Genomic DNA, 22646 nt, shown 5'->3' on the forward strand with positions numbered 1-22646 from the left:
GCCGGCGCGTGGGCGCGCCGCCGCAGCGCCGTACGGCGGCCTCGCCGACGCCCGACGTTCCGGGCGGGCCTGGGGGTCCCGGCGGCCCGCCGCGCACGGGTGGCGGTGGGCGCGGCCCGGGTGGTCCAGGAGGACCCGGTGGCCGCGGTCCGGGTGGCCCCGGCGGCGGGCGTGGTCCCGGTGGTCCGGGTGGCCCCGGTGACGGTTTCTGGGACGAGACCGAGAAGCAGCCCCGGCGCGGCAAGGGCGGCAAGAGTGGCAAGGGCGACAAGAAGCCGTCCGCCAAGGAGGGCTGGCGTCGCTACGTCCCGTCCTGGAAGGTCGTGGCGGGCGTCTTCGGCGTGCTGGTGCTGGCCGGGTTCACGCTCCTCATCGTCGGCTACGTGATGACGCCCGTGCCGGAGAAGCCGCAGGACGGCGTCACGGCGCAGGGCTCGACCGTCATGTACAAGGACGGCACGCCGATCATCCGCATGGGCGCGCGCCGGGAGTCGGTGCCGCTCAGCAAGGTTCCCCCGCACGTCCAGGACGCCGTGCTGGCGGCCGAGGACCGCGACTTCATGAACAACTCGCTGGGGGTCTCGCCCAAGGGCCTGGCGCGCGCGGTCGTGAAGACGGCGACCGGCGGCGACGTCGAGGGCGGCTCGACCATCACCCAGCAGATGGCCCGCAACTACTACAAGGGCCTCAGCAAGGACCGCACGATGAGCCGCAAGTTCAAAGAGATCATGATCTCGGTGAAGCTGGGGCGCAGCGGCAACAAGAAGGACATCCTTGAGAAGTACCTGAACACCATCTACTTCGGTCGCAACGCCAACGGCGTCCAGGCGGCCTCGCGCGCCTACTTCGGCAAGGACATCTCCAAGGTCAACAAGGCCGAGGGCGCGCTGCTGGCGGCGATGATCCAGCGTCCCGCCTACTTCGAGACCAAGGGGAACGGTCCGAAGGCCCGCGCGTTGCAGGAGCGCTGGAACTACGTGCTCGACGGCATGGTCAAGATGGGCAAGATGACCGCGGCCGAGCGGCAGCAGGTGGGGCAGAAGTTCCCCACCACGACCACCAACTGGGACGACACCGCCGACAACCAGACCACCCAGACCGGCTTCGTCCGCGAGCGGGTCAAGTCCGAGCTCGGCCAGATCGACCCGGAGCTGGCCAACCTGGCCGAGTCCGAGGGCGGCATCCAGATCACCACCAGCCTGGACGCCGGCTGGATGCGCGACGCCTACATGGCGATGCGCGACGCCGGGGCCGGCAGCTGGCCCAAGAACATCAACGGCGGGCTGATCGCCGTCGATCCGCGCAACGGCGAGATCAAGGCGTTCTACGGCGGCAGCCCCAAGCGCAGCCAGGTGGACACCGTCTTCCACCCCGGCGCGCAGGTCGGCTCCTCGTTCAAGCCGTACGTGCTGGCCACGGCCCTCAAGGAGGGCCAGAGCATCAAGTCCACGATCACCGGCAAGTCGCCGCTGTGCATCAACACCAGCACCGGCGAGGCGCAGGCCAAGGGCACCGGCTGCTACGTCGTCAACAACGACGAGGGCGACCCGCCGATGAACGTCATCAACCTCGCGACGGCCACCGAGAAGTCGGTCAACACCTCCTACGTGAAGCTCGGCGTGAAGCTCGGCCTGGACAAGGTCGTCAAGACCGCCGAGGACTTCGGCGTCCCGCACGAGGACCTGAAGCCGCACCTCGGCAACGCGTCGTTGTCGCTGGGCGTGGCCAACATCTCGCCGGCCGTCCAGGCGGCGGGCTACGCGCCGTTCGCCAACGGCGGCCACACCGTCATGCCGCACCTGATCACCAAGGTCCAGAAGCGCAAGGGCGACAAGTGGGAGACCCTCAAGCTCCCCTGGGACAAGAAGGGCGCCCAGAAGCAGGTCCTGACCAAGGACCAGGCCGCGCAGGCCACCTACGCGCTGCGCCGGGTCGTCACCAGCGGCACCGCGCGCAAGGCGGCGCTGCCGGACGGCCGCCCCGTCGCCGGGAAGACCGGCACCACCGAGAAGAACGCGGCCGCCTGGTTCGTGGGGTACGTGCCGCAACTCTCGTCGGCGGTGACGATGTACAACATGAAGGGCGGCCAGCCCATCGCCAACATCCCCGGCTTCCAGGGCAACAGCATCTACGGTGGCACGATCCCGGCGCAGATCTGGAAGAACTTCATGGAGCGCGTCATCAAGCGCTCCAACATGGAGCAGCAGCAGTTCGACCTGCCGACCTACAGCGACACCCAGGCCAAGGCGTGGGACGCGCCGGTGCAGACCGAGCGGCCCGAGACGCCGACGCCGACCGAGACCGCGACGTGCACGCCGACCGAGCCGGGCGCCCCGCAACAACCCGGCCAGAACTGCCCGTCGGCGACGCCCACCGCACCCGCCACGCCGACCGCGCCGGCCACACCGACGACCCCGCCGACCGGCGGCAACCAGCCCTGCACCAGTCCCGGCGTTCCGGCGGGCTGCGATCCGAACATCCCGCCGACCGACAAGGACGCCCTGGAGCGTTGGTGCATCTCGCATCCGAACCATGCGGCCTGCCGGAAGCCCGGTGACGGCGAGGGCCCGAACGAGCCGAACCAGCCCAACAACCGGCAGCCCGCCCGCGAGGTCGACGGCAACTGACGCGGCGGCGCCCGAGCCCCGGTCCCGCCAGGACCGGGGCTCACGCCTTCGCCGACCGGAACGCGGCGGCCAATAGTGTGGTGACCATGCCGCCGCCCTCTTCCGCCACCGACGAAACCGCCGACGCCGGAAGCGCGCCCGGCCGCCTGGCCCGCCTGGCGCCGGTGCTGGCGGGCGTGACCGCGCTGGTGTGCCTGCTGGGCTGGTTGCAGAAGCAGCCGTGCGCCACCGCCGGGTTCGACTTCGTGAAGACGACGACGCGGGCCTGCTACACCGACATCTACCCGCTGTACTACGTGCGGGGGCTGAAGGACGGCCTGGTGCCGTACTTCGACTCCTTCCCGGGCGGCGGCGACCTCCGGTACGTGGAGTACCCGGTGCTCAGCGGCTTCTTCATGCAGCTGGTGGGCTGGCTGGTGCGGCCGTTCGGCGTCGAGGCGCGCGGCATGGCCTTCTACAACGTCACCGCGCTGCTCCTGGCGGTCCTGGCGATCGTGACGGTGCTGGCCACGGCGTACGTTGCCGGGCGGCGGTCGTTGCGCACCGGGCTGATGGTGGCGCTGTCCCCGGCGCTGCTGCTGACCGCCTACATCAACTGGGACCTGCTGGCGGTGGCGCTGTCGGCGCTGGCGCTGGCGGCGTGGTCGTCGCGGCGGCCCGCGCTGGCGGGCGTGCTGCTGGGGCTGGCGATCGCGGCGAAGTTCTACCCGTTGCTGTTCCTGGGGCCGCTGTTCCTGCTGTGCCTGCGCGCCGGGCGGTGGAGGGCGTTCGGACGTCTGCTCGCGGGGGCGGCGGGCGCGTGGCTGGTGGTCAACCTGCCGGTGATGGTGTTCGCGTGGGACGGCTGGGTCGAGTTCTACTCCTTCAGCCGGAAGCGCGGCATCGACTGGGGCTCGGTGTTCTTCTTCCTCCAGGACCACGGTGTGTCCGGCACGGCCGACACCGACAGGCTCAACCTGTACGGCACCGGAACGTTCCTGGTGCTGGCGCTGGGCATCGCGGTGCTCGCGCTCACCGCGCCGCGCCGCCCCCGGCTGCCGCAGCTGATGTTCCTGGTGCTGGTGGCGTTCATGCTGCCGAACAAGGTCTGGTCGCCGCAGTACGTGTTGTGGCTGCTGCCGCTGGCGGTCCTGGCCCGGCCGAAGCTCCCGGCGTTCGTGGTGTGGCAGGCCGGCGAGGTCGTCTACTTCTTCGGGATCTGGTGGTACCTGCTCCAGGTGTCGCTGGGCGGGATGGGCGGCGGTGGCGGCGCGTCCCTGCGCGAGACGGTGTCGGACGTGCTGAGCCTCAACGCGCCGGACGGCGGGATCAGCGTGGGCGTCTACCACCTGGCGCTGCTCGCCCGGTTCGGGACGGTGCTGCTGATGGCGCTGCTGATCGTGTACGAGATCCTGCGGCCGTCGGCCGACGCGGTCCGCGAGGACGGCGCGGACGACCCGGCGGGCGGCGTGCTGGACGGCGCACCCGACACGTTCGCGCTGACGCGGTGGCGCGCGGACCGGCGCACCGCGCCCGCCTGAGCGAGCAAGGTCAAGAACGCGGCGGGGCCGCATGAAACGCCAGGTCGCCGGGGTAGTCACCGATCATGCGGATGATCCTCGCCCTGCTCGTGCCGCCCGTCCTCCTGGCGTCCCTCCTGGCCCCGCCCGCCACCGCACAGACCGGTACGCAGCCCGTGGCCACGTCGCCCGCCACCGCGCCGACCGCCCCGCGCGGCGTCCAGGCGCGCGCCGCCTACCTCGCCGACGCGGGCACCGGCGCGGCGTTGTGGTCGCGGAGCCCGGACGTCCGCCGCCCGATCGGCAGCATCACCAAGGTGATGACGGCGCTGGTCGTTCTACGCGAAGGCGACCTGGACCGCCAGATCCGCATCAAGCGCAGCCACCTCGCCATCGCCGCCGCCAACGACGGTTCCACCGCCGGGTTGCGGCCCGGCGACCGCATCCGCGCCCGCGACCTGCTGAACGCCCTGATGTTGCCGTCCGGCTGCGACGCGGCCGACGCGCTCGCCGACGCCTACGGCCCCGGCCGCCGCGCGTTCGTGCGGAAGATGAACCTCACCGCGCAGTCGCTTGGCCTGCGGCGCACCCGGTACGCCGAGGCGTCCGGCCTGCCGAGCAAGACGGGCCGCTCCACCGCCCGCGACCAGGTCGCCCTCGGCCGGTACGCGCTGCGGCAGCCGGAGTTCGCGCGGATCGTGAAGCGGTCCCGGTACGTGCTGCCCGCCGGGGACGGCCACCGCCGCTACGTGTGGCGCACCACCAACCACCTGCTGCGCCAGCGCCCCGAGACGCTCGGCATCAAGACCGGCTACACGCGGGCCGCCGGGTACAGCCTGCTGTTCGCCGCGCGCCGGAACGGGCGGACGCTGGTGGGCGTGGTGCTGGACAGCTCCAAGACCCGGAACTCCGCCCGCTTCAAGGACGCCGCCCGGCTGATGAGCTGGGGCTTCGGCTGGTAGATATGACGGGACGAAAGGGGTGTCCGTGGATCTGCCGGACGACTGGGACGACCGTGTCCGCACCGTGCTCGCCACCGTGTCGCCGGACCTGGTGGACGCCCGGCTGAGCCCGCTGGGGGCCGGGCTGGACAGCGTCGCGCTGCTCGCCGAGACGCCGTCCGGCGCGTACGTGCTGCGGCTGCCCAAGGAGGAGGACGGCGCGGAGGGCATCGAGCGCGAGGCCCGGCTGCTGCCGGAACTGTCGCTGGACCTGGCCGTCCCGCGCTTCGCGTTCACCGCGCCCAACCCGCTGGGCCCCGGCCGCTTCTGCTGCTACCCGGTCGTCCCCGGCGAGTCGCTGACGCCCGACGAGTGGGCGGCGCGCGGTCTGCTGGAGGCGGACGCGCCGCCGCGCCAGATCGCCGCCGCCGTCGAGGCGATCCACGCCTTCCCCGTCGAGCGCGCCCGCGCCCTCGGCGTCCTCGACCGGGACCTGCGCGCCGACTACGCCGACGGCCTCGCGGAGACCCGCGCCGAGGTCGCGCCGCTGCTGCCGCCGGACGAGGCGTCCGCCCTGCTCACCGCCTGGGCGGACTACCTCGCCGACGACGCGAACTTCACCTACGAGCCCACGTTCACCCACGCCGACCTCAGCCTGGACCACCTGCTGGTGACCGGCGACCGGATCAGCGGCCTCATCGACTTCGGCGACATCGAGATCGGCGATCCCGACTACGACCTGTGCTACCTGTGGGCCGAGGCGGGTCCGGCGTTCGTCCGCCGCGTGCAGAAGCATCGGGGACGCGCCCTGACCCCGCGCCAGGAAGCGAAGCTGCGCTTCTGGGCGCTGGCGGAGCTGGCGCTGGACGTCGCGCACGGCATCGAGAACGACCTGCCGACGCTGCGCGACGACTCCCTGGCCGAACTCCGCGCCCTGCTCAGGAGCGGGCGCGCAGCGCCGCGATGAACCACTCGAACAGCGGCGTCCGTGTCGGGACGGGCGGCCAGCCGTTGATCGTCCCCAGCAGCTGCCAGTAACGCTCGGCGCGCCGGTCGTTGCCGATCTCCAGTCGGCCCAGCAGGTCGCGCCGGAACTCCGGCCCGTCGGCCTGCCCGAACGCCGCCGCGTACGCGCCCACCAGCTCGTCCAGCAGCGGCGCGGCCTCCGGCGAGTCCGGCCCGATCCCGGCCGCCAGCGCCCGCCCCACGACCTCGCCCGTGGTGTCCGCCAGGGCGGGCATCCCCTCGGGCATCTCGCCCTTGGCGACGGCCTCGGCCTGGTACTCGGCCATCTGCCGGACCCGGGCGCGGAAACCGGCGTCGCGGACCAGCTCGGCCAGCTCCACCCACGCCTCCACCTGCTCGGGCTCGGGGTCGTCGGGCAGCTCGGGCATCCCGGCGCGCATCTTCGCGACGAAGCCCGGGTCGGCGTCCAGGCCGCCGAACACCTCGTCCACGAAGTCGTTGATGATGTCTCGGCGCTCCTGGTCGGAGAGCCGGGCCAGCTTGTGCATCAGTTCCATCTCCCTGGGTCCGCTTCCGCGTTTGGCGACGGCCCGCAACACCGCCCGGCGCAGTCGCAACGTGCTGATCTGCACGTCCACCGCCTCCGCGTGCGCCGCCGCGACCTGCGCGAGCGTGGTCTCCCGCGCCAGCACCCGCTGGATCGTCGCGAGGTCCACGCCCAGGTCGCGCAGGGTGCGCACCAGGTCCAGGCGCGCCAGCGCGGCCAGGTCGTACAGCCGGTAGCCCGCGTGGGTGCGGCCGGTCGGCGGGACCAGGCCGGCGTCGGAGTAGAAGCGGATCGTGCGGACCGTCAGTCCGGTCCGCCGCGCCAGCTCTCCGATCGTGTAGAGGGTGTCGCCGTCCATGCGCCTCACTCTGCGGTCTCCAGTCACTGGAGACTCAAGCGGCTTTTCCCGGCGGAGGCCAGCGGCCACCCGGCGGGGCGGGTCATCACGAGGTCACCGCCATCGCCGGGTACGGCCCCAGGCCAGCGCGTCGCGGCCGCGCGCGGCGCACGCTGTGCCACCATCCCGCTCGGGAGGGATGCCGAGATGACCGCCACCACGAGGACGCTGCGAACGCTGGCGGCGTGCGTTCTGGGGCCGCTGCTCCTGCTGCCCGCGCTCGCCGGATGCACCGGCGGGGACCGGACGGCGGCCTCGCCCACCGTGACCGTCACGGTCACGGCGCCCGCCCCGACCGCGAGCGGGCCCGGGGCGACGGCCTCGCAGGGGAGCATCGGCGAGATCCCCGAGTCGCGGCTGCCCGCGGAGGCCCGGGAGACGTTGCGGCTGATCGAGGCGGGCGGCCCGTTCCCCTACCGCCAGGACGGAACCTACTTCCGCAACCGTGAGGGACTGCTGCCCCAACGGAAACTCGGCTACTACCGCGAGTACACCGTCCCCACGCCGGGCGCGAAGACCCGCGGGGCGCGGCGCATCATCGGCGGTGAGAGCGGGGAGCGGTACTACACCGCCGACCACTACCGCAGCTACGCGCGGGTGACCGAAGGATGAGACGGCCGGGGGACGACGAGATGGACGCTGACCGAGCGCTGACCGGACTGCTGACCGGACGGCTCAAGCCCGGCCTCTACCAGTGGCGCGCCCCGGCGACGGCCGCCGCGGGCTGGTGGGAGCGGGCCGCCGAGGAGGGCTGGCGGTCGTTCGACCTGGACGCCGGGAGCGTCCACGACAAGGAGGGCTTCCTGCGGCTGTGCGCCCGGGTGTTCGACTTCCCCGAGTACTACGGGGAGAACTGGGACGCCCTGGAGGACTGCCTGACCGACCTGTCCTGGGCGCCCGCCCGCCGGGGGCACCTGGTGGTGTTCCGGGGCTGGGACGGCCTGGCCGAGGCCGACCAGGCGTCGTTCCGCACGGCGCTGGACGTGTTCGCCGAGGCCGTGGAGTCGTGGCGGGACACCGGCACCCCCATGGCGGTCCTGCTGCCCACGGCGGGCGTGGAGGTCGCCGGTATCCCCCGGCTCGGCTGACCCGCCCGGCGGACGGCGGGCCAGCGGACCGGCGGGCTCGCTAGTAGGAGCTGGACGAGCTGCTGCTGAGCAGGGCCGCGAACAGGCCGAAGTAGATCAGCATGATGACCACCATGAAGACCGTGACGATGTAGCCGAGGATCAGGCCCGCCACCGCCATGCCCGAGCCGCCCTCGCCGGTGCGCTTGATCTGGCTCTGCGCCATGTGCCCGAAGATGATCGCCAGCGGGGCCGCGATACCGCAGAAGAACCCGGCGATGCCGCAGATCAGCGCCGCGGTGGCCATGCCGTTGGTCGGCGGGGCCATCACCGGGGCCGCGCCGTAGTAGTGGTGCTGGACCGGCGCGGGCTGGATGCCGTAGGGCTGCTGGCCGTAGGGATCGGCCTGACCGTAGGGGTCGTAGGGCGGTTGTGCCATGGGCTTCCCGATCGGTTCGCGCGCCCGCCGCCGCGTAGGATCGCGCGTGCGCTTGGGGGGTAAGGACTCCGGATTATGCCAGTGTGGCGCTATCAGGGGCATTTGCTCGGTGTGCCGAGCAGCGTCACGGAGTTAGATGCCGCCGCGGCCGTCCGGGTTCCCCAGCAGGCCGGACACACTGCGGACCGGCCACGGCGTATCCGCGATCCGGCCGACACCGGCCCCGATCGGGCCGGGAGCAAGCCGGGATCAGGCCAGGGTCAGGCCGGGATCAGGCCAGGTTCTCCCGCAACCAGGCGATGTCGGCCGCCTGCCCGTCGCCCGGCGTCTCCACCACCACCGGCGCGCCCGCCGACCGCACCACCGACAGGATCAGCTCCGGGTCGATCTCGCCGCTGCCCAGGTTGGCGTGCCGGTCGGCGCCCGACCCGAACGCGTCGCGGCTGTCGTTGCAGTGCACCAGGTCGATCCGCCCGGTGATCGCCTTGATGCGGTCCACCGCGTCGACCAGCTCCTCGCCCGCCGCGTGCGCGTGGCAGGTGTCGAGGCAGAAGCCGAGCTTGCCGTCCAGCCCCGGCACCCCCGACAACACCTCCCACAACCGCTCGATGCGGTCGAACCGGCGCGCCATCGCGTTGTCGCCGCCCGCGGTGTTCTCGATGTAGACCGGGACCGGGAAGTCGAGCCGCTCGAACACCTTGCGCCAGTTCTCGAACCCCGACTCGGGGTCGACGTCCTTCAGCACGTGCCCGCCGTGCACGATCAGCGCCTTCGCCCCGATCGACGCCGCCGCCTCCAGTTGCTGGGCGAGCAGCTTGCGGCTGGGGATCCGGATGCGGTTGTTGGAGGTCGCCACGTTGATCACGTACGGGGCGTGGACGTAGACCTCCACCCCGCCGCCGGCGGTCGCCGCCGCGCCCTCGGGCACCACGGGCTTCTTCCAGCCCTGCGGATCGCCCAGGAAGAACTGCACGACCTCGGCGCCCTTCTCGCGGGCGCTGTCGAGCGGGCTGGTCTGGTCGACGTGGGCTCCGATGCGCATGCCGACGAGCCTAGCCGCGCCCTACGACGAAATCCGCCGCGCTCAGATCGAGAACCCGCCGTGCCGCAGCGCGAACGCCGCCCCGACGAACGAGGCCACCATCCCGACGACGTTGAGCCAGCGCTCGTTGGTCGAGATCGACACCAGCTGCGAGTACAGGCCGAGCGGCAGCCCGATCACCCCGGCGACCGCGCCGAAGAAGTGGGTGGCCGGGATGAACCCCAGGACCAGGGCCGCCAGGCCGATCACCGCCGCGCCGACGGCCAGGACGCCGCCCCGGGCGCGCGTGCGGGCCCCGGCGTCGGCACCGAGGGCCCCGGCGTCGGCGCCGACCGCCCTGTGGCTGCTCCCCGCTGCGTGCTCGGGCATCGGGACACCCCTTCCGTCAGGTGGCTCGTGTCATGGTCGCGCGTGGTGTCCGCGCTGCTGGTGGCGCTGGTACGGGCCGTGCCCGCACCCCGTCCCCCAAGGGATTCCCGGGACCGCTGATGATCAATCAGGGGCGGCCGGGCGGAAATGTCGGCGCCACCCGGTAACGTCGAACATCGATTCGAGGATCGTCGCCTCGGATCGCCCCGAGGGGAAGCGGGGAGAGGCAGGAGGTGCCCGGTGAGGGAGAGCGAACTCGCGGTCATCGGCGACGCCGAGCTCGTGGAAGAGCTGTCGCTGCTGACCACCCAGGCCGCCCGGATGCGCGCCCGGATGGCCGACATCATGGCCGAGCTGGAACGCCGGCGCCGCACCGCGCGGCAACCCCCGGCGGCGTCCCGGCGGTGCTTCTGAGCCCGGCCCGACGCGACCGGCCGCGCGGCCGGTCCCGGCGCCGGACCCGGGAGCGGCCGTGACGCCGGTCGCGACGCCGTGCGTGACGCCGGTCGTGACGTCGGCCAACGCCGACCAACGGGGCCGCAACAGTTGGTAGTCTGTATCGGTCTCGCGGCCGGTGCCTCCGAAGATCGGGTGGTCACGGCCGCGACGGACGCAAGAGCCCTCCTGTCACGGAGAGACCGTGACCGCATCAGTCCAGAGGAGGTAGGGACACAGCATGCGTCGTTACGAACTCATGGCCATCCTCGACCCGGCCATCGACGAGCGCACCGCCGGCGCGGCCCTGGAGCCGTTCCTGAAGGTCGTCAAGGACGACGGCGGCAGCGTCGAGAAGGTGGACGTCTGGGGCCGGCGCCGCCTGTCCTACGACATCCAGAAGAAGTCCGAAGGCATCTACGCGGTGGTCGACCTGTCGGCTGAGCCTGCCACGGTCAAGGAGCTCGACCGTCAGCTCAACCTGAGCGAGTCGATCCTCCGCACCAAGGTCATCCGCCCCGAGGTCCACTGAGCCAGGCTCAGCCCTCACAGCAGCCGGAGCGAGCCCCATGGCAGGCGACACCGTAATCACGATCGTCGGGAACCTCGTCGAGGACCCGAATCTGCGCTTCACCTCCAGCGGCCAGGCGGTCGCTTCCTTCCGCATCGCCTCGACCCCGCGGTACTTCGACCGCCAGTCGAACGAGTGGAAGGACCGCGAGGCCCTGTTCCTGACCTGCAACGTGTGGCGGCAGGCGGCGGAGAACTGCGCCGAGAGCCTCACCCGCGGCATGCGCGTCATCGTCCAGGGACGCCTTCAGCAGCGCTCCTACGAGACCCGCGAGGGCGAGAAGCGCCAGGTCTACGAGATCGAGGTCGACGAGGTCGGCCCGTCGCTGCGCAACGCCACCGCCAAGGTCAACAAGACCCAGCGGCAGGGTGGCGGCGGCTTCGGCGGCGGTGACCAGGGCGGCTTCAGCGGCGGCCAGCAGGGCGGCGGTTTCAGCGGCGGCCAGCAAGGCGGCGGCGGTTTCGGCGGCGGCCAGCAGCAGGGCGGCGGCCAGCCCGCAGGCGACCCCTGGGCCACCAGCGGAAGCGGCGGGGGCGGCGGGTTCTCCGACGACCCGCCGTTCTAACCAGCACCACTGACAGACATCACGTCCATTCCCGCGTGAGCGGGGCTCTCATCAAAGGAGCACCACGATGGCGAAGCCACCTCCCCGCAAGCCCAAGAAGAAGGTTTGCGTGTTCTGCCAGGAGAAGATCTCCTACGTCGACTACAAGGACACCGTCCTGCTGCGGAAGTTCATCTCCGACCGCGGCAAGATCCGTGCCCGTCGGGTGACCGGCAACTGCACCCAGCACCAGCGTGACGTCGCCACCGCGATCAAGAACGCTCGTGAGATGGCGCTGCTGCCCTACACCAGCACCGCGCGCTGAGTAAGGGGGACAACAGATCATGAAGCTCATCCTCACTCAGCAGGTCTCCGGCCTCGGTGAGCCCGGCGACGTCATCGAGGTCCGCGACGGCTACGGCCGCAACTACCTCGTGCCGCGCGGGTTCGCGATCCGCTGGACCCGGGGCGCCGAGTCCCAGATCGAGTCGATCAAGAAGGCGCGTTCGGCCCGCGAGATCGCGACCGTCGAGCACGCCAAGGAGATCGCCGGGCGGCTGCAGGCCCTGAAGGTGACCCTGCGCACCCGCACCGGCAGCAACGGCCGACTGTTCGGCGCCGTCACGGCCGCCGACATCGCCGAGGCGGTCAAGGCCGCCGACGGCCCCGACCTGGACAAGCGGCGGATCGAGATCGGCAACCCGATCAAGACCGTCGGCACCCACCGGGTCAGCGTGCGGCTGCACACCGACGTCAGCGCCACGATCGACGTGGACGTCGTCGAGGGCTGACCGGCACGACCGGTGTGAGCGGCCGGGTCCCCGTCACCGGGGGCCCGGCCGTTCGCCTTTTCCGGGAACGCCCCCGAACCGCCCGGTCCTTGGTGATCCACTCGCCGACCACTACGTTCCGTGAGGAGGCGAAAACGATCCGAAGGGGGCGGGGTTGTCCGGGCACGCGGGGAGAGGACCCAGGCTGACGCGTCGCACGCTGCTGGGCGGGGCGCTCGGCTGGGGGCTGCTGGAGACGCTGGCCGACAATGAGGCCATGGCCGCCCCGCTCGCATCCGCAGCCGTGCAACAGCCGCGCGTCCACACCCGCCGGGAGTGGGCGGCGAAACCCGCCCGCAGGCCCGCGCGCGTCCTGCTCCGGGCCCCCGACCACATCGTGGTGCACCACACCGCCAGCCCCAACATCACCGACACCTCGCTCGCGCAGGCACGCGACCTGTCGCGCGCCATCCAGCGCTTCCACATGCGCACCCGCGGCTGGGACGACACCGGCCAGCAGCTCACCATCAGCCGCGGCGGCCACGTCATGGAGGGCCGCAACCGCAGCCTGGCGGCGATCCTGGCCGGCCGGCACGTCGTCGGCGCGCAGGCCCTCAACCACAACGAGCACACCATCGGCATCGAGAACGAGGGCACCTACAGCGCCGCCAACGTCCCCGAGGCGCTGTGGGAGTCGCTGGCGGACACCTGCGCCTGGTTGTGCGAGGCGTACCGGCTCAACCCCTACGACGCGATCGTCGGGCACCGCGACTACGTCGACACCACCTGCCCCGGCGACGTCCTGTACTCCCGCCTGCCCGAGCTGCGCCACCACGTCGCCCAGCGCCTGGGCCTGCCGCCGCAGCCGGACGACGGGCTCGCCAGCAAGGGCAGGCGCGTCGCCAAGCTCGCCCCGGCGGACCCGTACGAGGCCCCCGACCTGAGCGGCATCATGCCGGGGCGCGACCACCGGTAGGGCCTTAAGGCGGAGCGAAGTGCCGTCCAAAGTCGGTACCGGGCCCCTACCAGGGCATCTGGTGACGGCCGCCCGCACCGCGCCAGCATGGGAAAGGGCGACGGCACGACTCGGGGGCGATGATGAAGACGACGCGCAAGCTGCTGGCGACCGGCATCGTGGCGGCCGCCGCCGTGGGCCTGCTCACCGCCGGACCGGCGGCCAGGGGCGGCCACGCCTGCGGCTTCCACGAGCTGGGCGGCCAGTCCTGGTACACCGGCTGCGGCGACCGCCGGGAGGTGTACGTGCGCTACCGCTTCCAGCCCAACGGGCACCTGTGCGTGGGCGCCGGGGAGACCCGCCGCCTAGGCTGGACGGGCAACGTCGCCGGAGCGCGCCCCGTCGCCGCCTGCTGACCCCCGCTCAGTTCTCCGGCGGGCTGGACCGGGTGCGGCGCCGCGCCACCTCCAGGTCGATGCCCTCGACCAGCGACCAGATGCCCGTCACCCGTTCCACCAGGGTCTCCGGCGGCAGGCCGGCCAGCCCCTCGGCCGCCAGCTCGTCGATCGCCTGGGACAACCGGGCCAGCCGCTCACCATGAATGGAACACATGTTCGAATAGTAGCGCCCGGGGCCCCGGTGGCGCAGGAGGTCGCGCCTATCAGTGCCGAACGGCCCCCGTCACCAGCCACGCCTCGCCCCGCGCCCGCAGGCCCAGCGTCAGCAGCCGCGTCCCCATCCACAGGCCGATGGCCAGCCACAACCAGACCAGCCCGCCGCCCGATGTGTACACCAGTAGGGCCGCCGGGAGGAACACCACCGTCGCCACCAGCGTCGTCCACGCCAGATAGCGGCCGTCCCCGGCACCGATCAGGATGCCGTCCAGCACGAACACCACCCCCGCGACCGGCTGCAACAGCGCCACGACCAGCAACGACGCCAGCAGCAGGTGCCGCACCTGGTCGTCCTGGGTGAACAGCCCCGGCAACCACGGCCGCACCGCCACGATCCCCAGTCCGAACACCACGCCGCAGCCCACGCCCCAGCGCACCATCCGCCGGGTGGCCTCCCGCGCCCCCACCGGATCGGACGCCCCCAGGTAGCGCCCCGTGATCGCCTGGCCCGCGATCGCGATCGCGTCCAGCGCGAACGCCAGCAGCGTCCACACCTGGAACCCCACCTGGTACGCCGCGATCTCCGGATCGCCCATCCGCGCCGCGATCGACGTCCCGACGATCAGCACCGCGCGCAGCGCCGCCGTCCGCACCAGCAGGCTCACCCCGGCCGTCGCCGACGTCCGCAACCCCGCGAGATCCGGCCGCACCGCCGCCCCGTGCCGGCGCGCCGCCCGCAGCACCACCGCCACGTACACCGCCGCGCTCGCCGTCTGCGCGATCACCGTGCCCCACGCCGACCCCGCGATGCCCCACTCGAACCACAACACGAACACCACGTTCAGCAGCAGGTTCAGCCCGAACCCGCCGATCGACACCACCAGCGGCGTCCGGGTGTCCTGCAAGCCGCGCAACACGCCCGTCCCGGCCAGCACCACCAGCATTCCGGGAATGCCCAGCAGGCTCACCCGCAGGTACGTCTCCGCGAACGGCGCGACCCCGGCCGAGGCCCCGAACAACTCCACCAGCCACGACACCAGCGGCCAGCCCGCCACGATCAGCAGCGCGCCGATCGCGACCGCCAGCCACATGCCGTCGACGCCCTGCCGCACCGCGGCCCGCAGATCGCCCGCGCCCACCCGCCGCGCCACGCCCGCCGTCGTCCCGTACGCCAGGAACACGCACAGGTAGACCAGCGTGCCGAGGATCTGCCCGGCCACGCCCAGCCCGCCGAGCGGGGCCGTGCCGAGATGCCCGATGATCGCCGAGTCCGACAGCAGGAACAGCGGTTCGGCGACCAGCGCGCCGAAGGCGGGGACCGCCAGGCGCAGGATCTCCCGGTCGCGGGGGGAGGAAACGAGCTTCACTCCCGCCACGCTACCAACCGGTAAGCGATATAGGTACTTTGTCGCTTACATGGCTTCTGTGCCCTCCGCGGGCCAACTTTCTTTCCCACACACCCCGTGGATGAAGTTTCCCCAGCTCAAGGATAGGCTTTCCCGGCACGGCCGGTGAATATCCACAAGGTTGTCCACAGCTCGTGCACAACCGAACCGGCGTGTCTGCACAGCGACTCCACACCCTTGTCCACAGTTCCCTTTGCGTGGCACCGCAGAATGTCAGACCCTTCGGATAGACGTGGGATGAACGATCGGCGACGTGGCGGACGGGGACGCCGGTGGCCGAGTTGAAGGGGGTGCCAAGGTGAGCGTGACCGATCTCGGGCAGCACGAGCAGGAGTTCGAACGCACCCCACCGCACGACATCGCGGCGGAACAGGGCGTGCTCGGCGGCATGCTGCTGTCCCAGGACGCCATCGCCGAGGTCGTCGAACTGCTGCGCACCGGCGACTTCTACCGCCCCGCCCACCAGATCATCTGGGACGCCGTCCTGGAGATGTACGGCCGCGGCGAACCCGCCGACGCCGTCACCATCTCCGGCGAGCTCACCAAGCGCGGCGAGATCACCCGCATCGGCGGCGCCCCCTACCTGCACACCCTGATCTCCTCGGTCCCCACCGCCGCCAACGCCGGCTACTACGCCAAGATCGTCCGAGAACGCTCGGTCCTGCGCAAGCTCGTGGAGACCGGCACCCGCATCGTCCAGATGGGCTACGCCGCCGACGGCGCCGACGCCGACGACATCCTCGACCGCGCCCAGGCCGAGGTCCTCGCCATCGCCGAGAAGCGCGCGGGCGAGGACTACGTGCCGCTGAGCGAGATCATGCCGGGCGCGCTGGACGAGATCGAGGCGATCGGCTCGCGGGGCGGCCAGATGACCGGCGTCCCGACCGGCTTCGCCGACATGGACGCCCTGACCAACGGCCTGCACCCGGGCCAGATGATCGTCGTGGCCGCCCGCCCCGCGATGGGCAAGGCATTGGATCTGTCCACTCTCGTCCCAACCCCTACGGGTTGGACGACGATGGGAGAGATCCAGGTGGGCGACCACGTCATCGGCGCGGACGGCAGGCCGACCCGCGTCGTCGCCGCCACCGAGGTGATGCGCGGCCGCCCCTGCTACGAGGTCGAGTTCTCCGACGGCGAAGTGATCGTCGCCGACGCGCAGCACCAGTGGCACACCACCACCCGCGCCGACCGTCACCGGCAGACGGGAAACAAGGCGTCCTCGCACTCCTGGCCCCAGGAGGCGATGGCCGAGGTCGGAGCCGGATTTATAGACGCGCTCCACACGATCACCAGGGAGCTGGGCCACCGAGGCACAGCAGACCAGGCCATCCCCAAGCGCCGACCCCGCCACGAGCCCACCAGCCCCTACCGGGGCCTACTGGGCCGCGCCGCCCATCCCAAGAACGCCGCGACCAAAGCCCAGCACCGCCCCATCAAGACGACCGAGCAGATCGCCGCGACCCTGCGCTGCGACGGCGACAACCGCCCCAACCACGCCGTAGCGGTGGCCAAGCCCTTCCAACTGCCCGAACGTGACCTGCCGATCGACCCCTACGTCCTCGGCACTTCACTGGGCGACGGCGGCAGCGCCGATGAGCACATCCCCGCCGCCTACCTGCGCGCCTCCGAGCCCCAGCGCCGGGCGCTCCTCGCGGGCATGCTCGACACCGACGGCCACGTCTCCGAGATCGGTCAGCTCCAGCTCGACTTCGTCAACAAGCGACTGGCCGACGACGCCCACGAGCTGATCCTGAGCCTGGGCCACCGGGCGACGATGACGACCAAGCCGGTCGAGGGCCGTTCGCCGGTCCATCGGATCGACTTCACGGCGGCCGAGCCGGTGTTCCGCCTGCCGCGCAAGGCGGCGCGGCAGCGTAAGGCCGTGGACCCGAAGGCCAAGGTCCGCCACATCGTGGACGTGCGCCCGGTCGAGAGCGTGCCGGTCCGGTGCATCCAGGTGGACAACGCCGACCACATGTACCTGGTCGGCCGCTCCTGCATCCCCACGCACAACTCGACGCTCGCGCTGGACTTCGCGCGCGCGGCGTCGATCAAGCACGGCCTGACCTCGGCGTTCTTCAGCCTGGAAATGGGCCGCAACGAGATCACGATGCGCCTGCTGTCGGCGGAGGCGCGGGTGGCGCTGCACGCGATGCGGTCGGGCACGATGCAGGACGAGGACTGGACGCGGCTGGCGAGGCGGATGAGCGAGGTGGCCGAGGCCCCGCTGTTCATCGACGACTCGCCGAACATGTCGATGATGGAGATCCGGGCCAAGTGCCGCCGGTTGAAGCAGCAGCACGACCTGCGGCTGGTCGTGATCGACTATCTGCAGCTGATGACGTCGGGCAAGCGGGTGGAGAGCCGCCAGGTCGAGGTGTCGGAGTTCTCCCGGTCACTGAAGCTGCTGGCGAAGGAACTCCAGGTCCCGGTCATCGCCCTGTCCCAGCTCAACCGTGGCCCCGAGCAGCGGACCGACAAGAAGCCGATGGTGTCGGACCTGCGCGAGTCGGGTTGTGTGCCGGCCGGAACGCGGCTCATGCGGGCCGACACCAACGAGGAGATCACCGTCGGCGAGCTGATCGAGAGCGGTGCCCGGGACGTTCCGGTGTGGGCTCTCGACGATCGGCTCAAGTACGTGCCGAGGACGCTGACCCATGCCTTCTCCAGCGGCCGCAAGGAGGTTTTCCGGGTCACGCTGGCATCGGGCAAGCAGGTGGAGGCGACCGCCAACCACCCCTTCCTGACCTACTCGGGCTGGACGGCTCTGGGTGAGCTGGGGCCGGGCTCGCGAGTCGCGTCGGTCCGCCATGTGCCGCCGCCGCTGGAGATCAAGCCTTGGCCGGAGGAGCGCGTCGTCATGCTGGCGCACCTCATCGGCGACGGTTCGTTCGTGAAGCGCCAGCCCATCCGTTACGCGAGCAAGGACGAGGCGTGCCTGTCGGCGGTGACCGAGGCCGCCGAGCACTTCGGCATCACGGCGGTGCGCGACGAGTACGAGGCGGCGCGCGTCACCACGCTTCGCCTTCCGGCGCCTTACCGGTTGACGCACGGCCGCCGGAACCCGATCGCCGCCTGGCTCGACGAGCTCGGCCTCTTCGGGCTGCGGTCACATGAGAAGTTCGTGCCCGGCCCCGTCTTCGGTCTGCCCAAGGAGCAGGTGGCGCTCTTCCTGCGTCACCTGTGGGCGACCGACGGTTGCGTGTACTGGGACGCCAAGCAGGGGCAGTGCCGCGTCTATTACGCCTCCACCAGCCGTCGGCTGGTGGAGGACGTCTCCCGGCTGCTGGCGCGGTTCGGCATCCTGTCCAGGATCAAGACCGTGAACAAGGCGGGTTACCGGCCCGGATACCAGCTTCATCTGACCGGGGCGGAGAACCAGTTGGCGTTCTTCGAGGCCGTTCAGGTGCACGGCGCGCGCGGGGTGATCGCGGCCGCGGCGGTGGAGAAGCTGCGCGGCCTGCGTTCCAACACCAACGTGGACACCATTCCGCGTGAGGTGTGGGACGACGTCCGGCAGATCCTCGCCGACAAGAAGATGCCCCACCGGAAGTTCCAGGAAGCCATCGGCACCAAGTTCTGCGGCAGTACGTTGTGGAAGGCCGCGCCGAGCCGGGCGCGGCTCGGGAGGGTGGCCACGGTGCTGGACAGCGCCGAGCTGGAGATGCTGGCCACCAACGACGTCTTCTGGGATGAGATCGTCTCTGTGGAGAGCGTCGGGGAGCAGGAGGTCTACGACGCGACCGTCCTCGGCCTGCACAACTTCGTGGCGAACGGCATCTCGCTCCACAACTCGATCGAGCAGGATGCGGACATGGTCATTCTGCTGCACCGGGAGGACGCCTACGAGAAGGAGTCGCCTCGGGCGGGTGAGGCGGACCTGATCGTGGCCAAGCACCGTAACGGTCCGACCGCGACGGTGACGGTGGCGTTCCAGGGGCACTACAGCCGATTTGTCGACATGGCGCAGTAGGCGTTCGGGCGTTTTGTAGGGTCTCGAAGCGGCTGAGCCAACCACGCTGAACGTCCGGCACGGTGTGGTGTTCGCGGGGGTCGGTGCTCGCGCTGGTCGCTTTGGGCATCGCGAGTGGCTAATGCTGGTGTGCCGAAACTTGTGCAGCGCTGCACAACCGATCAACCTAGATAGGGTCGCTCGCGTTGTTCCATAAAGTGCTGCAAGCGCAGACGCTGTGTGTGATGCATGGGCAGCTTGTCTATCTCGTCCGGGGCGATGAAACGTAGGTCCGTGGATTCGTCGGAGATCCGCAGTTTTCCACCGACGATGCGTGCGGTAAAGCATATGTTGAATTGCTGGCGAACCTCTCCATTGGTGTACTCGATCACGTGGCGGGGATCGGTGTACATGCCCACCAAACCCGTTATCTCGACGTCGAGGCCGGTCTCTTCGCGGACCTCGCGGACGGCCGTGGCCGGGAGCGATTCCCCCAGATCCATACCGCCACCGGGAAGCGCGTACAGCCCGTTGTCCGTTCGCCGCTGTAGCAGGATGCGCCCCGCGTCGTCCGTGACGACGGCGGAGGCCGCGACTACCAGACTGTTCGGGCGGGGCGCGTCCGGATCATTGAAGTGCTCTGTCCGTGCCACGAGTTCAGTTCCCTTCCACGGGGCGTGCGGTTGTCCATACGGCGTCGAAGCTTGCCGCGTAGGTGTCGAACAGGCCGCCGTCGCCGTTGCGGCGGAGATGCCACACGGGAGCCCCGTAGGCGTTCACGCCCCACACGTGCGCGTTAACGAGCATTTCGCCGTCCGCCCGGTACAGGCTGTTGTAAAGCGTCGTCTCATGCGTCCGGACTTCAACCCCGGGCGTGCCGACCAACGGTCGGTAATGCATCACTGCGAGCCGGCAACGCGACTCGATGCCGTGCCCGAACCTTTCCTCTCGCCCCCGCTGCTGAACGTTGGTGCTGTCGGCGTCGCCTACCGCGACGCGCACCGCGCAGCCTTCCGCCGCGCGCTCGCGGAGAAGGTCATTCAGCCGGGGGTATGCCTCGTGCAGAAATACAGCCGCGTACACCAGTACATCAATCCGCTCGTGCGCCTGTTGGAAGAGAGACACAAAGGCCGACACGGGAACGTCTGCGCGTTGTTCGTACAAGGCCGCGAGATCGGGACTGACGGCGCGGGTCGCCCGCCCGCGCCGCAGGCTTGGCCATAAGGCGAACACATCCTCTCCGAGCGTTTCGGCCGTGCGTACGGCTGTTGCGCGGTGCGGCGTGCGGTCGCGGTTAACCCACCGCGCCACTGACTTGGGATCAACGCCCGTGGCTTCCGCGAGTGTGGCGTACGTCCAGCCGCCCGCCTGCATGACCGATCTGAGCCGTTCGTTGGGCATGTCCACTCCCGAACCTGGGGGACGCTCCAAGGGACACTTTGCCCCACGTAGGACGTCCCGAAGTGTGGTTCTGGGGAGGTTCCGGTGTCCCGGGTGTCCGCGTGACGCTCGGGGGATGGACGCCACGCAGACAGCGGGACAGCCCGTAGCCAAGCCGGACCCGTTCGCCGAGTCGCGGGCCGCGCTGGATGAGCTACGGGCGGCCCTGGACGCGGCGGGCATCGCGCTCCCGTCGCTCGGACTCGACGCCGCCGCGACGATCGGGCCGACCGTGCTCGTGGACCTGGGGCGGTGCAATCCCGCGACGGCCCGCCGACTGGCGGCCGTGATCCGCCGGGAACCCGCGTCGTGACCGGCGCTTGGACGGCGGACCAGGCGGACGCGGCGGACGCGCTCGCGTGGCTGCGCGCGGAGTTCCCAGCGGTCGGCTTCGTAGCCGACCCGCGCGCCGGGACGTGGTTCGCCGTGAAGGGGGCGGGGTTGTTCCTGCGGGCTCCATCCGGTGTGGTCCTGAGGGACCAGTTGCTTGCCGCCGTGCCGAACGAGCGGCGGTCGGCATGACCGCGACGCGGGACCAGGACCAGGCGCGCGCGCTGGCCCGCGCGGTCGAGCTGGTGTCGGCCGCGTACGTCGAGGCGATGCGCGAGCACGGGCTACTTGCGGGCACGGCTCTTGTGATCCGGACGGCCGCCGAGTCGAAGCTTGCCGAGGTGCTCGACGCGGATGACCCGCCCGCCGACGCGGGCCCCTAGCGGGCCGCCCCGGTGGGACCTGTCCATCTGGACGGCCACGACGACACCGGGGGCGGTTCACCGAACCCCCGCCCGACTCCCCAGAGTTGGGCGGGGTTCTTCTATGTCCATACGTGCCCGCCATGGGCGGAGAGCGGGCCGGTCGAGTTCGCCGCGCAGTAGGGCGAGGCGGACATCCCGCAGGCCGTCGACGAGCGCGGCGGCGGGGACGGGATGGCCCGTGTCGAAGGCGAGCTGGGCCGGCAACATGCGCAACCGGATACCGCCGATCTCGACGGGCGTCGCGTCGTCGGAGAAGGTGCTGACCGGGCCCAGCAGAACGACTCACTTTCCCGAAATCCGCCGGAAACGTGCGGGTCAGCGGTAGCCGGTGGTGTCGGCCGGTTTTCCGGTCTCCTGCACTTCCACGAGATAGCGCCAGGCGTCGGGGCGGCTGCCGTCGAGGTCGGTGAAGCCGTAGACCTGGGCGAGGCCGCCGCTGGACAACGACTGACCGTTCCAGCGGTGCACGTCGGGGTCGGCGGCGAGGGCGGCGACGGCGCGGCCGGTGTAGGCGGGCGTCTCGGAGATGGCGAAGTGCGGCTCCCGCTCCAGCGCGTCGCGCCAGCTCTCCTCGGTGACGCCGAACGTGTCCAGCATGATCTCCGACCGCATCCAGCCGGGGGTGAGGGCGACGGCGGTCGCGCCGTGCGGGGCGAGTTCCTGCGCCTGCGCGTAGGCCATGCGGATCACCGACGTCTTGGCCAGGTCGTAGAAGAACGAGGTGCGGTAGTGGTCGGCGTTGTACTCGGCGGTGCCGTCGGTCATCTCCACGACCAGGCCGCCGGGATTCTTGATGAGCAGGGGCAGCGCGTGGTGGCTGGTGATGATGTGGGTGTCGATGGCGAGCCGCAGGATGCGCAGGCCCTTGTCGAGGTCGTGCTCCCAGAGCGTGTCGTCCCAGGAGAAGAGCAGCTCGCCGCCCCAGATGTTGTTGACCAGCAGGTCCAGCCGCCCGTGCTCGCGGTCGATGCGCTCGACCAGCGCGCGGACCTGCGCGGGGTCCAGGTGGTCGACCTGGACCGGGACGCCGTGGCCTCCGGCGGCGGTGACCAGGTCGGCGGTGTCCTCGATGTTCTCGGTCCGGTCCATCTCCGACCGGTGCGCGCGGGTGCTGCGCCCGGTGACGTAGACGGTGGCGCCCGCCGCGCCGAGCTGCTCGGCGATGCCGCGCCCGGCGCCGCGCGTCGCCCCGGCCACCAGGGCGGTCTTTCCTTCCAGGGTGTGCGTCATGGGAACGAGTCTGGCCGGGATACCTGACAATCCATGTCAGGTATCCCGGCGGCGTCGGGATGTTTCACGTTGAACGC

25 protein-coding genes are annotated in these 22646 nt (G+C 71.0%); 16 read left to right on the forward strand and 9 right to left on the reverse strand.

Going from position 1 to position 22646, the window contains the following annotated elements; all coding sequences use genetic code 11:
• From AH6_RS29840 to AH6_RS29855, 4 genes are all read left to right on the forward strand, one after another.
• Window positions 1-2627: transglycosylase domain-containing protein (locus AH6_RS29840; RefSeq protein ID WP_157431810.1), on the forward strand; the 2627-nt coding region annotated here is incomplete at its 5' end.
• Window positions 2628-2713: 86 nt separating this feature from the next.
• Window positions 2714-4147 carry a glycosyltransferase family 87 protein gene (locus AH6_RS29845; RefSeq protein WP_067486707.1) on the forward strand — a complete coding sequence of 478 codons (1434 nt, stop codon included), beginning with the start codon at window positions 2714-2716 and terminating at the stop codon, window positions 4145-4147.
• 65 nt (window positions 4148-4212) lie between these two features.
• Window positions 4213-5088, forward strand: coding sequence for a D-alanyl-D-alanine carboxypeptidase family protein (locus AH6_RS29850; protein WP_067486538.1), 876 nt, complete (start codon window positions 4213-4215; stop codon window positions 5086-5088).
• A 25-nt stretch (window positions 5089-5113) separates the two neighbouring features.
• Window positions 5114-6034, forward strand: coding sequence for a phosphotransferase (locus AH6_RS29855; protein ID WP_169807940.1), 921 nt, complete (start codon window positions 5114-5116; stop codon window positions 6032-6034).
• Here AH6_RS29855 and AH6_RS29860 read toward each other — a convergent pair.
• Window positions 6006-6938 (reverse strand): MerR family transcriptional regulator, encoded by a 933-nt coding sequence (locus AH6_RS29860; protein WP_067486544.1) that lies wholly within the window; start codon window positions 6936-6938, stop codon window positions 6006-6008. The two genes, AH6_RS29855 and AH6_RS29860, sit on opposite strands and share 29 nt — an antisense overlap.
• A 186-nt stretch (window positions 6939-7124) precedes the next feature.
• Here AH6_RS29860 and AH6_RS29865 point away from each other — a divergent pair, with 186 nt between their 5' ends.
• Complete coding sequence (locus tag AH6_RS29865; protein WP_067486547.1) at window positions 7125-7589, forward strand: guanyl-specific ribonuclease; 465 nt, start codon at window positions 7125-7127, stop codon at window positions 7587-7589.
• 20 nt (window positions 7590-7609) lie between these two features.
• Window positions 7610-8065, forward strand: coding sequence for a barstar family protein (locus AH6_RS29870; protein WP_067486549.1), 456 nt, complete (start codon window positions 7610-7612; stop codon window positions 8063-8065).
• A 40-nt stretch (window positions 8066-8105) separates the two neighbouring features.
• Here AH6_RS29870 and AH6_RS29875 read toward each other — a convergent pair whose 3' ends face one another.
• The 3 genes from AH6_RS29875 to AH6_RS45070 form a co-directional block, all read right to left on the reverse strand.
• Window positions 8106-8483 (reverse strand): DUF4190 domain-containing protein, encoded by a 378-nt coding sequence (locus AH6_RS29875; protein ID WP_083983611.1) that lies wholly within the window; start codon window positions 8481-8483, stop codon window positions 8106-8108.
• A gap of 271 nt (window positions 8484-8754) precedes the next feature.
• Window positions 8755-9525: a deoxyribonuclease IV gene (locus AH6_RS29880; RefSeq protein WP_067486552.1), complete on the reverse strand. Its 771-nt coding sequence runs from the start codon at window positions 9523-9525 to the stop codon at window positions 8755-8757.
• A gap of 42 nt (window positions 9526-9567) precedes the next feature.
• Window positions 9568-9894 (reverse strand): hypothetical protein, encoded by a 327-nt coding sequence (locus AH6_RS45070; RefSeq protein ID WP_067486556.1) that lies wholly within the window; start codon window positions 9892-9894, stop codon window positions 9568-9570.
• Between the two features lie 240 nt (window positions 9895-10134).
• Here AH6_RS45070 and AH6_RS44840 point away from each other — a divergent pair, with 240 nt between their 5' ends.
• The 7 genes from AH6_RS44840 to AH6_RS29915 all read left to right on the forward strand — a co-directional run bounded on the left by AH6_RS44840 (window position 10135) and on the right by AH6_RS29915 (window position 13585).
• Complete coding sequence (locus AH6_RS44840) at window positions 10135-10308, forward strand: hypothetical protein (RefSeq protein ID WP_169807941.1); 174 nt, start codon at window positions 10135-10137, stop codon at window positions 10306-10308.
• Window positions 10309-10570: 262 nt separating this feature from the next.
• Window positions 10571-10861 carry a 30S ribosomal protein S6 gene (rpsF, locus tag AH6_RS29890; protein ID WP_067486559.1) on the forward strand — a complete coding sequence of 97 codons (291 nt, stop codon included), beginning with the start codon at window positions 10571-10573 and terminating at the stop codon, window positions 10859-10861.
• 37 nt (window positions 10862-10898) lie between these two features.
• The gene (locus AH6_RS29895; protein WP_067486562.1) at window positions 10899-11465 is read left to right on the forward strand and encodes a single-stranded DNA-binding protein; all 567 of its coding nucleotides are present in this window, start codon (window positions 10899-10901) and stop codon (window positions 11463-11465) included.
• Between the two features lie 67 nt (window positions 11466-11532).
• Window positions 11533-11769, forward strand: a complete 237-nt coding sequence (gene rpsR, locus AH6_RS29900; RefSeq protein ID WP_026403973.1) for a 30S ribosomal protein S18 — start codon at window positions 11533-11535, stop codon at window positions 11767-11769.
• 19 nt (window positions 11770-11788) lie between these two features.
• Window positions 11789-12235, forward strand: coding sequence for a 50S ribosomal protein L9 (rplI, locus tag AH6_RS29905; protein ID WP_067486565.1), 447 nt, complete (start codon window positions 11789-11791; stop codon window positions 12233-12235).
• Between the two features lie 154 nt (window positions 12236-12389).
• Entirely contained in the window at window positions 12390-13190 is an 801-nt protein-coding gene (locus tag AH6_RS29910) for a peptidoglycan recognition protein family protein (protein ID WP_373861813.1), read from the forward strand.
• Between the two features lie 119 nt (window positions 13191-13309).
• The gene (locus AH6_RS29915; protein WP_067486571.1) at window positions 13310-13585 is read left to right on the forward strand and encodes a DUF6355 family natural product biosynthesis protein; all 276 of its coding nucleotides are present in this window, start codon (window positions 13310-13312) and stop codon (window positions 13583-13585) included.
• 7 nt (window positions 13586-13592) lie between these two features.
• On the opposite strand, the gene AH6_RS29920 is transcribed toward AH6_RS29915, so the two are convergent.
• Both AH6_RS29920 and AH6_RS29925 read right to left on the reverse strand, forming a co-directional pair.
• On the reverse strand, window positions 13593-13781 hold the full coding sequence (locus AH6_RS29920) for a hypothetical protein (RefSeq protein ID WP_067486574.1): 189 nt from the start codon (window positions 13779-13781) through the stop codon (window positions 13593-13595).
• Between the two features lie 49 nt (window positions 13782-13830).
• Window positions 13831-15150: an MATE family efflux transporter gene (locus AH6_RS29925; protein WP_373861815.1), complete on the reverse strand. Its 1320-nt coding sequence runs from the start codon at window positions 15148-15150 to the stop codon at window positions 13831-13833.
• 337 nt (window positions 15151-15487) lie between these two features.
• Here AH6_RS29925 and AH6_RS29930 point away from each other — a divergent pair, with 337 nt between their 5' ends.
• Window positions 15488-19165: a replicative DNA helicase gene (locus AH6_RS29930; RefSeq protein ID WP_067486580.1), complete on the forward strand. Its 3678-nt coding sequence runs from the start codon at window positions 15488-15490 to the stop codon at window positions 19163-19165.
• 161 nt (window positions 19166-19326) lie between these two features.
• On the opposite strand, the gene AH6_RS29935 is transcribed toward AH6_RS29930, so the two are convergent.
• Both AH6_RS29935 and AH6_RS29940 read right to left on the reverse strand, forming a co-directional pair.
• Window positions 19327-19797, reverse strand: coding sequence for an NUDIX domain-containing protein (locus AH6_RS29935; RefSeq protein ID WP_067486582.1), 471 nt, complete (start codon window positions 19795-19797; stop codon window positions 19327-19329).
• 4 nt (window positions 19798-19801) lie between these two features.
• Window positions 19802-20545: a DUF5919 domain-containing protein gene (locus tag AH6_RS29940; protein ID WP_067486713.1), complete on the reverse strand. Its 744-nt coding sequence runs from the start codon at window positions 20543-20545 to the stop codon at window positions 19802-19804.
• Between the two features lie 115 nt (window positions 20546-20660).
• Here AH6_RS29940 and AH6_RS29945 point away from each other — a divergent pair, with 115 nt between their 5' ends.
• Complete coding sequence (locus AH6_RS29945; protein WP_067486585.1) at window positions 20661-20897, forward strand: hypothetical protein; 237 nt, start codon at window positions 20661-20663, stop codon at window positions 20895-20897.
• A 205-nt stretch (window positions 20898-21102) separates the two neighbouring features.
• On the forward strand, window positions 21103-21297 hold the full coding sequence (locus AH6_RS29955; protein ID WP_067486591.1) for a hypothetical protein: 195 nt from the start codon (window positions 21103-21105) through the stop codon (window positions 21295-21297).
• 357 nt (window positions 21298-21654) lie between these two features.
• Here the strand turns inward: AH6_RS29955 and AH6_RS29960 are convergent, their stop codons facing one another.
• On the reverse strand, window positions 21655-22569 hold the full coding sequence (locus AH6_RS29960; protein ID WP_067486594.1) for an SDR family oxidoreductase: 915 nt from the start codon (window positions 22567-22569) through the stop codon (window positions 21655-21657).
• Window positions 22570-22646 lie beyond the last annotated feature (77 nt).

The organism is Actinomadura hibisca NBRC 15177 (assembly GCF_001552635.1).
Classification (GTDB): Bacteria; Actinomycetota; Actinomycetes; order Streptosporangiales; family Streptosporangiaceae; genus Spirillospora; species Spirillospora hibisca.